Source organism: Micromonospora okii (assembly GCF_020884795.1).
Taxonomy (GTDB): Bacteria; Actinomycetota; Actinomycetes; order Mycobacteriales; family Micromonosporaceae; genus Micromonospora; species Micromonospora okii.
In genome coordinates this window covers 619,908-632,625 of the sequence record NZ_BBZF01000012.1, presented here as the reverse complement: position 1 = coordinate 632,625, position 12,718 = coordinate 619,908, and the positions used below count along the sequence as shown (strand labels likewise).

Annotated in this window: 13 protein-coding genes; 8 read left to right on the top strand and 5 right to left on the bottom strand. The window is 75.3% G+C overall.

The window, feature by feature from the left end; genetic code table 11:
- Positions 1-33 precede the first annotated feature (33 nt).
- Entirely contained in the window at positions 34-579 is a 546-nt protein-coding gene (locus LPU43_RS02360) for an HIT family protein (protein ID WP_229398351.1), read from the bottom strand.
- 186 nt (positions 580-765) lie between these two features.
- On the opposite strand from LPU43_RS02360, the gene LPU43_RS02355 reads away from it, so the two are divergent.
- Positions 766-1,503, top strand: a complete 738-nt coding sequence (locus LPU43_RS02355) for a D-Ala-D-Ala carboxypeptidase family metallohydrolase (RefSeq protein WP_229398349.1) — start codon at positions 766-768, stop codon at positions 1,501-1,503.
- A 56-nt stretch (positions 1,504-1,559) separates the two neighbouring features.
- On the opposite strand, the gene LPU43_RS02350 is transcribed toward LPU43_RS02355, so the two are convergent.
- On the bottom strand, positions 1,560-1,922 hold the full coding sequence (locus LPU43_RS02350; RefSeq protein WP_229398347.1) for a hypothetical protein: 363 nt from the start codon (positions 1,920-1,922) through the stop codon (positions 1,560-1,562).
- A 388-nt stretch (positions 1,923-2,310) separates the two neighbouring features.
- On the opposite strand from LPU43_RS02350, the gene LPU43_RS02345 reads away from it, so the two are divergent.
- The 5 genes from LPU43_RS02345 to LPU43_RS02325 are packed head-to-tail and all read left to right on the top strand — an operon-like array spanning position 2,311 to position 6,074.
- Positions 2,311-2,508, top strand: coding sequence for a hypothetical protein (locus tag LPU43_RS02345; protein WP_229398345.1), 198 nt, complete (start codon positions 2,311-2,313; stop codon positions 2,506-2,508).
- Positions 2,509-2,568: 60 nt separating this feature from the next.
- On the top strand, positions 2,569-3,132 hold the full coding sequence (locus tag LPU43_RS02340) for a MauE/DoxX family redox-associated membrane protein (RefSeq protein WP_229398343.1): 564 nt from the start codon (positions 2,569-2,571) through the stop codon (positions 3,130-3,132).
- Positions 3,133-3,148: 16 nt separating this feature from the next.
- Positions 3,149-3,679 carry a thioredoxin domain-containing protein gene (locus LPU43_RS02335; RefSeq protein WP_229398342.1) on the top strand — a complete coding sequence of 177 codons (531 nt, stop codon included), beginning with the start codon at positions 3,149-3,151 and terminating at the stop codon, positions 3,677-3,679.
- Positions 3,676-5,592: an ABC transporter ATP-binding protein gene (locus LPU43_RS02330; RefSeq protein WP_229398340.1), complete on the top strand. Its 1,917-nt coding sequence runs from the start codon at positions 3,676-3,678 to the stop codon at positions 5,590-5,592. Before LPU43_RS02335 ends, LPU43_RS02330 begins: the two co-directional genes overlap by 4 nt.
- A complete protein-coding gene (locus LPU43_RS02325) occupies positions 5,589-6,074 on the top strand; it encodes a S26 family signal peptidase (protein ID WP_229398338.1) in 486 nt (161 codons plus the stop codon). Before LPU43_RS02330 ends, LPU43_RS02325 begins: the two co-directional genes overlap by 4 nt.
- Before the next feature lie 66 nt (positions 6,075-6,140).
- Here LPU43_RS02325 and thrS read toward each other — a convergent pair whose 3' ends face one another.
- Both thrS and LPU43_RS02315 read right to left on the bottom strand, forming a co-directional pair.
- Complete coding sequence (gene thrS / locus LPU43_RS02320) at positions 6,141-8,147, bottom strand: threonine--tRNA ligase (RefSeq protein WP_229398336.1); 2,007 nt, start codon at positions 8,145-8,147, stop codon at positions 6,141-6,143.
- 109 nt (positions 8,148-8,256) lie between these two features.
- Complete coding sequence (locus LPU43_RS02315; RefSeq protein WP_229398334.1) at positions 8,257-9,180, bottom strand: ADP-ribosylglycohydrolase family protein; 924 nt, start codon at positions 9,178-9,180, stop codon at positions 8,257-8,259.
- A gap of 73 nt (positions 9,181-9,253) precedes the next feature.
- On the opposite strand from LPU43_RS02315, the gene LPU43_RS02310 reads away from it, so the two are divergent.
- A complete protein-coding gene (locus LPU43_RS02310) occupies positions 9,254-9,943 on the top strand; it encodes a response regulator transcription factor (protein ID WP_229398332.1) in 690 nt (229 codons plus the stop codon).
- 29 nt (positions 9,944-9,972) lie between these two features.
- On the top strand, positions 9,973-11,376 hold the full coding sequence (locus tag LPU43_RS02305; protein WP_229398330.1) for a HAMP domain-containing sensor histidine kinase: 1,404 nt from the start codon (positions 9,973-9,975) through the stop codon (positions 11,374-11,376).
- Between the two features lie 208 nt (positions 11,377-11,584).
- Here LPU43_RS02305 and LPU43_RS02300 read toward each other — a convergent pair whose 3' ends face one another.
- Positions 11,585-12,610 (bottom strand): adenosine deaminase, encoded by a 1,026-nt coding sequence (locus LPU43_RS02300; RefSeq protein ID WP_229398328.1) that lies wholly within the window; start codon positions 12,608-12,610, stop codon positions 11,585-11,587.
- Positions 12,611-12,718: the final 108 nt, after the last annotated feature.

Genomic DNA, 12,718 nt, shown 5'->3' with positions numbered 1-12,718 from the left:
GGCCGGCGACGGTCAGGGCCGGGCCGGCGACGGTCAGCTCGGCCAGGCGCGGGCGAGCAGGTCCCGGGTGTCGGTGAGCAACTGCGGCAGCACCTTCGTCCGCGCGATCACGGGCATGAAGTTGGCGTCGCCGCCCCACCTCGGCACCACGTGCTGGTGCAGGTGGGCGGCGATGCCGGCGCCGGCCACGCCGCCCTGGTTCATGCCCAGGTTGAACCCGTGCGCGTTGCTGACCTTGCGCACCACCCGCATCGCGGTCTGGGTGAACGCCGCCAGCTCGGTGGTCTCGGCGGGGTCGAGGTCGGTGTAGTCGGCCACGTGCCGGTAGGGGCAGACCAGCAGGTGCCCCGGGTTGTAGGGGTAGAGGTTGAGCACGGCGAAGACGTGCCCGCCCCGGGCCACCACCAGGCTCTCCCCCGGCGGCAGGCCGGGGGCGCGGCAGAAGGGGCAGCCGGTGGGCCTCTCGTACCCGCCGTCGGGCCGGTCCTCGCCGGTGACGTAGGTCATCCGGTGCGGGGTCCAGAGCCGCTCCAACCCGTCGGTCGTGCCGATGTCCGTGTGCCGTTCCGCCCCTGTCACGCCGTCGATCCTACGTTCCCGGGCCGCGCCACCCCAGTCTCGCGGTCCCGGTGCCACGCCGGCGGCCGGACCGGGGATGCGGGTTCGGCGGGGACGAACAGGGGTTGGAACTTCTTGACGCAACGATACCCGTCAATGAAACTTCTATTCCTACCGATCCTGACGATCGTCGATGGGAGAACCCCCGTGAAGACCGCACTCCGTCGGCTCGGCAAGGCGCTCGCCGCCTGTGCCCTCGCCGCCGCCACCACCCTGGTGGGGCTGACCGTGACGACCGGCGCCGCCCAGGCCGACGGCTGCTACACCTGGGGCCGGGCGCTCACCCTCGGCGCCGTTGGCGAGGACGTCCGGCAGTTGCAGATCCGGCTCGCCGGCTACCCCGGCTACAACTCGGTGCTCGGCCTCGACGGCTCGTTCGGCCCGGCCACCCGGTCCGCCGTGATCCGCTTCCAGCAGGCGTACGGGCTCACCGCCGACGGCGCCGCCGGCCCGCAGACCTTCAGCAAGCTGTACGCGCTCCAGGACGACGACTGCACGCCGGTCAACTTCACCTACGCCGAACTGAACCGCTGCAACAGCACCTGGGCCGGCGGCGCGGTGGCGGCGAGCACCGCCAGGTTCAACGCGCTCGTCTCGATGTGGAAGCTCCAGGCCCTGCGGCACGCCCTCGGGGACGTCTCCATCAACATCAGCAGCGGCTTCCGCAGCTACGCCTGCAACAGCGCGGTCGGCGGCAGCGCGGCCAGTCGGCACCTCTACGGCGACGGCGTCGACCTGGTCGGAGCACCCTCGTTCTGCCGGCTCGCCCAGCAGGCCCGCTACCACGGCTTCGGCAACATCCTCGGCCCCGGCTACCCGGGCCACAACGACCACACCCACGTCGGCGCGACCGGCGGCTGGTCGGCCCCGAGCTGCGGCGTCTGAACCCGCCCGCCGGCCGCCCCGGCCCCGCCGTCGCGGGGTCGGGGCGGCCGGCCCGTTCACAGCTCCTTCAGCCGAACCCGTAGCTGCGGCACGGCCGGGTGTTCGGTCTCCACGCCGAGCGCCAGGGCCCGCAGCCAGGTGGCCCGCGCCGCGTCCCCGTCGCCGGTCGCCCTCTGGGTCCGGCCCAGGTTGCCGAGGATCTCCGCCTCGTCGTAGCGGTCGCCGAACCCGCGCCACAGCGCCAGCGCCGCCCCGATCAGCCGCACCGCCCCGATCAGCCGCGCCGCCTCCTCGACGTGTCGCCCGCCGGCGGCCGGCAGGGCCCGTCCGTCGGCGTACCCGCGCTCGAAGCGGCGCACGCCGAGACGGTCGGGGGGCAGGTCGAGCCGGTAGCCTGCGCCTACCCCGACGCCGACCACCCGGATCACCTCGCTGCGGTCACCGACGGGCCGCAGCGCCCGGCGCAGGTGCGACAGGTGGCTGCGCGGCGTGGCCGCCGCGCCGGGCGGGAGCGGCGGGTCCCACAGCAGCCCACCAGCCGGTCGGCCGGCACGGCGTTGCCCGCCTCGATGAGCAGCACCGACAGCCTCGGCCCAACGGGACCCGCGCCCCGTCGCGCTCGACCCGCGACGGGCCGAGTGCGGCGACCCGCAGCTCCGCCACGATCCCGCCCTCCCGGCCCGCGCCCGCGCCCGCGCCGCGCGTATCGGCGGCCTTCCACACGATTTGCACGCCGCTTCCACCGGGCCCCGCCACCGTGGTCGGCAGAGGCAGCACGGTGCGCCTCGGTCCGAGAGGGGACGCGACATGTACAAGGCGATCGAAGCGATGGGCGGCAGGCTGCTCGGCCTGTTCGTGCCCAAGGTGGACGCGGCGGCCGGCTGTGGTAGCTGGCCGTCCTGCTGGCAGTGCATCTCCCGGTGCGGCCGGGCGCTGCCCTGCCGGGCCTGCACCGTGGGCGAGATCGACCAGCCCGGTGAGTGGATCTTCTGCGAGGGCTGCTGACGAACCGCCGTCCGGGGCCGGCGCGCCGGCCCCGGACGGCACCACGGAGAGGAGAGAGGCGTGCCGTACCTCGCCCTGGCCGTCCGCTGTCTGATCGGGGCCGTCTTCCTGGCCTCCGCCCTGAGCAAGGTCTCGGGGCGGCGGGCCCTGCCCGCCTTCGTCGCCTCGCTGCGGGCGCTGCGGCTGCTGCCCGCCCGGGCCGTGAAGCCGGTGGCGGTGCTGATCGTGGCGACCGAGTTCACCCTCTGCGGGCTGCTCGCCGCGCCCGTCCCGACGGCGGCGGCGGTCGGACTGGCCGGGGCCGCCGCGCTGCTGCTGGTCTTCGCCGCCGGCATCGGCACGGCCGTCCGGCGCGGGACCAGCGCCCCCTGCCGCTGCTTCGGGGCCTCCACCACCCCGCTCGGGGGCCGGCACGTGGCCCGCAACCTGCTGCTCGCCGGCATCGCCGGACTCGCCGCGCCCGCCACCGCGCCGGGGGTGGGGGGCGCCACGCCGACGGGGCTGCTGCTGGCCGCCACGGCCGGCCTGGTCGTGGCCGCGCTGGTCGTCGCGCTCGACGACCTCGCGGCCCTGTTCACCGCCGTACCCCAGCGGCCCACCGGCGACTCGCCGCGCGGGCACTGACCAGAAGGAGATTGTCATGCCGCTACTCGTCACCGCCGTGGTCGCCGTCGGGCTGCTGGGCGCGCTCAACCTGATCCTGACCCTCGGCGTGGTGAAACGGCTGCGCGAGCACAACACGCTGCTCTCCAGCGGGGCCGGGGTGGCCGGCTCCGGCGGCCTGGAGATCGGCGAGGAGGTCGGCGGGTTCTCCGTCGTCGACGTGGCCGGGCGACCGGTGGGCGGACGGGACCTGATGGAGGACACTTTCGTCGCGTTCGTCTCGCCGAACTGCGCCTCCTGCGCCGAGAAGCTGCCCGAGCTCGTGGCGCACGCCGCCGACACCCCGGGCGGCCGGGACCGGGTGCTGGCCGTGGTGGTGGGCGAGCGGGCCGAGGCGGAGTCGTTCGTCGCCGAGCTGGCCCCGGTCGCCCGGGTGGTGGTCGAGCAGCCGGGCGGCCCGCTCAGCCGGGCCTTCCGGGCGACCAACTACCCGACCATGCTCTGGGTGGCCGCGGACGGGCAGGGCCGGGTCGTCCGGGTCAAGAAGCGCTCGGAGGTGCCGGCGTGACCCAGCCCGGGTCGACGCGGGACGCGGGGGCCGGCACCCCGGTGGCCGGCCCCGAGCCGGCTGCGGTCACGCCGGGCACCCGCCTGCTGGCCCGCCGGGCGATGGCGGCGGTCGGGCTGGCCGCCCACGCCGCGCCGCCGCACCTGATGGCGTACGTGCTGGTCACCGTGGCCGCCGGCGGGCTGCCGGTGGTGGTGGCGTGGCTGACCAAGCTGGTGCTGGACACGCTCGCCGGCGCCGCCGACCCGGGCCGGCTGGTCGGGCTGGGACTGGGGCTGGCCGCAGCCGCGCTGGCCACCGGCCTGATCCCGCAGGTCGGCACCTACCTGCGGGCCGAGCTGGACCGGGCGGTGGGGCTGCTGGCCCAGGACCGGCTCTTCACCGCCGTGGACGGCTTCGTCGGGCTCGGCCGCTTCGAGGACCCGGCCTTCCTGGACCGGCTGCGGCTCGCCCGGCAGGCCGGCGAGGTCATGCCCAACCAGGTGTCGGCCGGCCTGCTCGCCGTCGGGCGGGTCGGTCTGACCGTCAGCGGGTTCCTCACCACCCTGTTCGTGCTCAGCCCCCTGCTGGCGGGGCTGGTGCTGGCGTCCGGCGCGCTGGTCCTGGTCGCGGAGATCGTCCTGGCCCGGCAGCGCGCCACGGTCGCCTGGGAGATCGGCCCGGCCGAGCGGCGGGAGTTCTTCCACAGCCAGCTCCTGACCACGGTGCAGGCGGTCCAGGAGGTGCGGCTGTTCGGGATCGGCGCGTTCCTGCGGGGGCGGATGCTGGCCGACCGCCGCGACAGCAACGCCCGCAAGCGGGCGGTGGACCGCCGGCAGGTCCGGCTCCAGGCCGGCCTCGGCGTGCTGGCCGCCCTCGTCTCCGGGGCGGGGCTGCTGTGGGCGGTGCAGGCGGCCCGCTCGGGCCGGCTGTCGGTCGGCGACGTGACCCTGTTCATCGCGGCCGTGGCCGGCGTGCAGGCGGCGCTGGCGGCCCTGGCCGGGGAGGTCGCCCGGGCGCACCACGCGCTGCTGATGTTCGGGCACTACGTCGCCGTCACCACCGCCGGCCCGGACCTGCCCACGCCGCGCGAGCCGCAGCCGCTGCCGGCGCTGCGTCGGGGCGTCGAGTTCCGCGACGTCTGGTTCCGCTACTCCGACCGGCACCCCTGGGTGCTGCGCGGGGTCGACCTGCACATCCCGTACGGGCAGACGGTCGGCCTGGTCGGGGTGAACGGGGCCGGCAAGTCGACGATCGTGAAGCTGCTCTGCCGGTTCTACGACCCGACCCGGGGGCGGATCCTGTGGGACGGGGTGGACCTGCGCGCCGTCGACGTCGCCGAGCTGCGCCGGCGCATCGGGGCGGTGTTCCAGGACTACATGCACTACGAGATGACGGCGGCGGAGAACATCGGGCTCGGTGACCTGGCCGTCCTGGGCGACCGGAGCCGGGTCCGGGCCGCCGCCGTCCGGGCCGGCATCGACGAGGGACTCGCCGCGCTCCCCCACGGGTACGACACCCTGCTGTCCCGGATGTTCCTCACCGAGGCCGGCAAGGACGACCCGGAGACGGGGGTGGCGCTCTCCGGCGGGCAGTGGCAGCGGTTGGCGCTGGCCCGCGCGTTCCTCCGGGACCGGCGGGACCTGATGATCCTCGACGAGCCGTCGGCCGGCCTGGACGCCGCGGCCGAGCACGAGATCCACACCTCGTTGCGCCGGCACCGGGCCGGGCGTACCAGCGTGCTGGTCTCGCACCGGCTCGGCACCCTGCGCGACGCCGACTCGATCGTGGTGCTGCGCGACGGCCGGATCGCCGAGCAGGGCGACCACCGGTCGCTGGTCGCGGCCGGCGGGGAGTACGCCCGGCTGTTCGCGCTCCAGGCGGCGGGCTACCAGGACCAGCCGGTCACGACCGCCACGGGGGACCGGCCGTGACCGCCCGGGTGTGGTGGCTCGTCGCGGGCGGCGTCGTCGTCCTCGGCCCGGTCCTGGTGCTGCTCGCCCGGGCGGCGCTGAGCCGCCTGCTGGTGAGCGTGACCGTGCACGGGGTGAGCATGGAGCCGACCTACCGGCAGGGCGACCGGGTGCTGGTGCGCCGCCGACCGGCGGACGCGGGCGAGGTGGTCGTGGTGGAACAGCCCGACCCGGACGGCCGGTGGCGCAGCCCGGAGCTGTCCGACCGGCCGGCGGAGCTGACCCGGCGGCGGTGGCTGATCAAACGGGTCGCGGCGGCCCCGGGCGACGAGGTGCCCCGCGACCGGGTGCCCGCCCTGGCGGACGCCGCCGAGGGCCGGGTGCCCCCCGGTCACCTGGTCCTGCTCGGGGACAACCCCCGGGCGAGCCTCGACTCCCGCTCGCTCGGCTACTTCCCGGCGACCCGGGTGCTGGGCACGGTGGTCGGGCGTCCCCGCCGGTGACGGGGGCGCGCCCCGGCGGGGACGGACCGCCGGCTGCCCGCCCTCGACGGGCAGCCGGCGTGCCGCTCAGACCTCGGCGGCGGACGGCCCGACGTTGCTGCGGGACCGGATCACGTCGAGGACGTGGGTCACGGCCTCGGCCATCGGCACCCCGTTGCGCTGCGAGCCGTCGCGGTAGCGGAACGACACCGTCCCGGCGGCCACGTCGTCGTCGCCGGCGATCACCATGAACGGGATCTTCTGCTGCTGGGCCGTGCGGATCTTCTTCTGCATCCGGTCGTCGCCCGCGTCCACCTCGGCGCGCACGCCCTCGGCGCGCAGCGCCGCCACGAAGCCGTGCAGGTAGTCGGTGTGCTCCTCGCGGATCGGGATGCCGACCACCTGCACCGGGGCCAGCCAGGCCGGGAACGCGCCCGCGTAGTGCTCGGTGAGCACCCCGAAGAACCGCTCGATCGAGCCGAAGAGCGCCCGGTGGATCATCACCGGCCGCTGCCGGCTGCCGTCGGCGGCCTGGTACTCCAGCCCGAACAGCTCCGGCAGGTTGAAGTCGACCTGGATGGTGGACATCTGCCAGGTCCGGCCGATGGCGTCCTTGGCCTGCACGGAGATCTTCGGCCCGTAGAAGGCCGCGCCGCCCGGGTCCGGGACCAGGTCCAGGCCCGACTCCTGAGCCGCGGAGCGCAGCGCCTCGGTGGCCCGCTCCCAGTTCTCGTCGGTGCCGACGGACTTCTCCGGGTTGCGGGTGGACAGCTCCAGGTAGAAGTCGTCCAGGCCGTAGTCGCGCAGCAGTTCGAGCACGAAGACGAGCAGCGACTTCAGCTCGCCCGCCATCTGCTCCTCGGTGCAGAAGATGTGCGCGTCGTCCTGGGTCATGCCCCGGACCCGGGTCAGGCCGTGCACGACGCCGGACTTCTCGTACCGGTAGACGGTGCCGAACTCGAACATCCGCAGCGGCAGCTCACGGTAGGAGCGGCCCCGGGACCGGAAGATCAGGTCGTGCATCGGGCAGTTCATCGGCTTGAGGTAGTACTTGGCGCCGTCCACCTCCATGGGCGGGAACATGCCGTCGGCGTACCAGCCAAGGTGCCCGGAGACCTCGTACAGCTTGCCCTTGGTGATGTGCGGGGTGTTGACGAAGGCGTACCCGGCCTGCTCGTGCTTGATCCGCGAGTAGTTCTCCATCTCCCGGCGGATGATGCCGCCCTTGGGGTGGAAGACCGGCAGGCCCGAGCCCAGCTCGTCGGGGAAGCTGAACAGGTCGAGGTCCACCCCGAGCTTGCGGTGGTCGCGCCGGGCGGCCTCCTCCAGCAGCTTCAGGTACGCCTTCAGCTCGTCGCGGGTCGGCCACGCGGTGCCGTACACCCGCTGGAGCTGCGGGTTCTTCTCGCTGCCCCGCCAGTACGCGGCGGCCGAGCGCATCAGCTTGAACGCCCCGATCAGGCGGGTGTTCGGCAGGTGGGGGCCCCGGCACAGGTCCGACCAGCAGACCTTGTCCTCCTTGGCGGCGAGGTTGTCGTAGATGGTCAGCTCGCCGCCGCCCACCTCCATCACCTCGGAGGTGTCCAGGCCCTCGCCCTTGACCTCGATCAACTCCAGCTTGAACGGCTCGGCGGCCAGCTCGCCCCGCGCCTCCTCCAGGCTGCCGAAGCGGCGGCGGCGGAACCGCTGCCCCGACTTGACGATCTCCTGCATCCGCTTCTCGAGCTTCGCCAGGTCGTCGGGCTGGAACGGCTTGTCGACCGCGAAGTCGTAGTAGAAGCCGTTCTCGATCGGCGGGCCGATGCCCAGCTTCGCGTCGGGGAAGACGTCCTGCACGGCTTGGGCGAGCACGTGCGCGGTCGAGTGGCGCAGCACGTTCAGCCCGTCCGGCGAGTCGAGGGCGACCGGCTCGACGCTGGTGTCCTCGGCCGGCGACCAGTCGAGGTCGCGGAGCTGGCCGAGCGGGTCGCGGACGACGACGATCGCCTTCGGGCCGCTGCCGGGCAGGCCGGCCGCGGCCACCGCGTCGGCCGCCGTGGTCCCGGCGGCGACGACGACGGGGTCGGCCACGACGGGATTACGGGGTGCTGACACGGCTACTCCTCAGGGTGACGACTGACGCGGCCGGGCGACCGCCCCCGCTGATGCTAGCGGGCAAGGAAGGGCACCTTCTTATCGCATTCCGTAGAGGAGGGGCACCCTGTCAACCGTGGGCCCACTGCGGCAGCGGCTCGCGGGCGGCCAGCCAGTCGGCGGGCACCCCGCCCGGCGCGCCGACGCCGGTGTGGGCGGCCACCACCGCGCCGACGATCGCGGCCGTGGTGTCGACGTCCCCGCCCGCCTCGACGCAGGCCCGGATCGCCGCCGGGTAGTCGTCGAGGTGCGTGGCGGCCACCCAGAGGGTGAACGGGACGGTGTCCTGTGCGGTCACCCGGGAGCCGTTGCCCAGCGCGTCGGCGGCCACGGAGGCGGGGCGGCCCAGCAGGCCGGCGGCCCGGCGTACCCCCTGGTGCACCTCGCCGCCGGGGTCGAGGGCCGCGGCCACCGCGGCGAGCAGCCGCGACGGCGGCGGGCGGTCCCCGTCGAGGCGGGCCCGCGCGGCCAGGGCGGCGGCCACCGCCACCGCGACCGCGCCGGCGATTCCCTCCGGGTGGGCGTGGGTGACCTCGGCCGACGCCCGCGCCTGGGCCGCCGCCCGCGCGGTCGAGTCGGCGAACCACGCGCCGAGCGGCCCGACCCGCATCGCCGCGCCGTTGCCGCAGGAGCCCTGTCCGTCGAACGCGGAGGCCGCCGCGACGGGCCACGGCGTGCCGGTGCGGATCAGGCGCAGGATGGTCACCGCGCCGGGGCCGTAGCCCCGGTACGGCTCGCAGCGCTCGGCGAAGGCCAGCGCCAGCCGGTCCCGGTCGACCTCGCCGCCGCCCGCCAGCTCGGCCAGCACCGAGCACGCCATCTCGGTGTCGTCGGTCCACTGCCAGGGCGGCGCGGGGAGCCGCCCGGCGGCGAGGGCCGCCGGGTCGTTCCCCGGCACGAAGAACTGGGAGCCGAGGGCGTCGCCGACGGAGAGGCCGGCGAGGCTGTCCCGGGCCAGCGCCAGCCGGGTGTCCGGAAAGAGAGTGAAGGACATGGCCGTACCAGCTTGCCCGCTGCGCTGGTGCGCCGCAACGCGCTCGGCTTGCCGCCACGAGTACGGTGCTGACGTGGCCACGGTCCTGCTGGTCGAAGACGACCACGTCGTACGCGGCGCGATGCTGCGCTCCCTCGCCGACCGGGGGCACGCCGTGCACGCCGTCGGCACGGCGCTGGACGCGCTGCGCCGGGTGGCGGCGCAGACCCCGGACCTCGTGGTGCTCGACCTCGGCCTGCCGGACCTGGACGGCTCGGACGCGCTGCGGATGCTGCGCGGGATCACCGACGTGCCGATCATCATCGCCACCGCCCGCGACGACGAGCAGTCGGTGGTGCGCCTGCTGCGGGCCGGGGCCGACGACTACATGGTCAAGCCGTTCACCGGGGCGCACCTGGACGCCCGGATCACCACCGTGCTGCGTCGGGCCGGCCGGGCCAGCCGCAGCGTGCAGCCGGCCGTGCACACCGTCGGCGGGCTGCGGGTCGACGTCGGCGAGCGCAGCGCCCTGCTCGACGGGGCGCCGCTGGCGCTGACCCGCAAGGAGTTCGACCTGCTCGCGTACCTGGCCGCCCGCCCCGGCCGGGTAGTGTCCCGCCGGGAGCTCTTGGAGGAGGTATGGCGGCAGCCATCGGTCGGCGAGGACCAGACCATCGACGTTCACCTGTACTGGCTACGCCGCAAAATGGGCGAGTCCGCGGCGAAGCCGCGCTACCTGCGCACCGTGCGGGGGGTGGGATTCCGGCTGGTGGCCCCGGACTGAGGTTCGCGCTGGCCCGGCTCACGGCCGGGATGTGCGCGCTCGTCGCGCTCGCGTTCCTCGTGCCGCTCGGGGTCGGCCTCGGCGATCGGGCCCGCGAGGAGGCCCTCGCCGACGCCGCCCGGCGCTCCGCCCTGGTCACCGGCGCGCTCGCCGTCAGCACCGCGCCGGCCGCCGTGCGGCGGGCCGTGGAGGCCAGCGGCGCGGACCCGGCGACCCGGCCGGTGGTGCACGGGCTGGGCGGGAACGAGCAGGCCGGCCGGGCCGACCCGGCGGCGCTGGCCCGGGCCGCCGCCGACCGCCGCTCGGTCGTCACCGACGTGCCCGGCGGGGCGCTGCGGCTGGACCCGGTGGTGCTCGGCGACCGGGTGGCCGTGGTCGAGGTGTTCGTGCCCGACTCGGCGCTGCGCGCCGGCGGCGGGAGCCGCTGGCCGCTGCTGGTCGCGGTGGCGGTGGCGCTGGTCGGCGCGGCCGTGCTGGTGGTGGACCGGCTCGCCGCCCGCGCGGTGGACTCGGCCCGGGGGCTGGTGAAGGCCGCCCTCGCCCTCGGCGACGGCGACCTGGGGGTACGCGTCGAGCCGAGCGGCCCGCGCGAGCTGGCCGAGGCCGGGTACGCGTTCAACCGGATGGCCGACCGCCTCGTGGCGGCGCGCACCGACGAACGCGAGCTGGTGGCGGACCTGTCGCACCGGCTGCGGACCCCGCTGACCGTGCTGCGGCTCGACGCCGAGGGGCTGGACTCCGACGACACCAGCGTGGGCTCCTTCACCGAGGCGGAGCTGGACCGGCGGCGCACGATCCGGCGCATCCGGCAGGCCATCGTGACCCTCGAGGGCGAGATCGACGTGCTGATCAACACGACCCGCAAGACGATGGCCCACGAGGCCGGGCCGGCGGAGTGCGACGTCAGCGAGGTGGTCCGGGACCGGATGGTGTTCTGGTCGGCCCTCGCCGGGGACCAGAACCGGCCGCACCGGGTCAGCGGCGCGCAGACGCGCATCCCCGCGCCGGTGCCCCGGGCCGAGCTGGCCGCCGCCCTCGACGCGGTGATCGGCAACGTGTTCCGCTACACCCCGCAGGGCACCGCGTTCGAGGTGGCGGTCTCCCGGCGCGACGGGTACGTGGCGATCCGCATCGACGACGCCGGCCTGGGCATCGCCGACCCGGACCGGGCGCTGCGCCGGGGGGCCAGCGACCAGGGCTCGACGGGGCTGGGCCTGGACATCGCCAAGCGGGTGGCGTTGCAGGCCAGCGGGTCGGTGAGCATCGACCGGGCCCGGCTCGGCGGGGCGAGCGTGGTGATGCTGCTGGCCGACCCGGAGGCCGTACCGCGCCAGGTCAGCCGGTTCGGCCTGGTGGGCCGGATGGCCCGGGAGGCCCGCGAGCAGAAGGCCGCGCGCCGCCGCTGGCCCCGGCGGCGGCCGGCCGACGACTGACCGGCGCGGGTTGACTGTGGGCAGACGTAAGTCTTTCTTAGGTTCTGCTTAACGACGGCGGCGCATGGGGCGCGGGGTGACAGCATCGATGGCGCACACCCACCAGTTCCACCGCCCGGCCCCGGAACCACCCTCGGGTCGGTGGAGTGCATGCGCGCGGCGGGAGCGCGGTTCCCCCACAGCCATCTCCCGCCGCGCGCCCGGCCCGTCAGCGGGCCGCCACCGCCGCGTACGCGTCGATCTCGGCGGTCAGCCGCGCCTTCTCCCCCGGTTCCAGGAACGACGCGGTCACCGCGTCGCGGGCCAGCGCCGCCACCCCGTCGGGGCCGAGGCCCAGCAGCCGGGCGGCCACCGCGTACTCGTCGTCGAGGGTGGTGCCGAACATCGGCGGGTCGTCGGAGTTGATCGTCACGAGCACGCCCGCCTCCACCAGCCGGGGCAGCGGGTGCTCGTCGAGCGAGGCGACGGCCCGGGTGCGGACGTTGGACGTCGGGCAGACCTCCAGGGCGATCCGCCGCTGCGCGAGGTGGGCCAGCAGCTCCGGGTCGGCGGCGGCGGAGATGCCGTGGCCGATCCGCTCCGCGCCGAGGTCGCGCAGCGCGTCCCAGACGGTCTGCGGGCCGGTGGTCTCCCCGGCGTGCGGGACCGAGCGCAGCCCGGCCGCCCGCGCCCGGTCGAAGTACGGCTTGAACTGCGGCCGGGGCACCCCGATCTCGGGGCCGCCGAGGCCGAAGCTGATCAGCCCGTCGGGGCGCTCCTCCAGGGCGATCCGCAGGGTCTCCTCGGCGGCCGGCAGCCCGGCCTCGCCCGGGATGTCGAAGCACCAGCGCAGGGCGATGCCGAAGTCGGCCTCGGCCCGCTTGCGGGCGTCCTCGATCGCCTCGCAGAACGCGGGGGCGGGGATGCCCCGGCTCACGTGCGAGTACGGGGTGATGGTCAGCTCGGCGTACCGGACCTGCTGGCGGGCCAGCTGCCGGGCCACCTCGTGGGTGAGGATCCAGACGTCCTCCGGGTCGCGGATCAGGTCGACGACGCTGAGGTAGACCTCGATGAAGTGGGCGAAGTCGCGGAAGGCGAAGTAGTCGGCCAGGGCGGCCGGGTCGGCGGGAACCGGGGTGCGCCCGGCGTGCCGGGCGGCCAGCTCGGCCACGGCGCGCGGGGACGCGGAGCCGACGTGGTGCACGTGCAGCTCCACCTTGGGCAGGTCGGCGATGAAGGCGGACAGGTCGGTCACGAGGTCTCCTCTGCGGGGGCGCCGGTCCGGGCGACGACGAAGATCCGGCCCCAGTCTCCCAGGCGTCCACTACGGAGCCGGCGTCGGTCGGCGGCGCGGCGTGGCCGA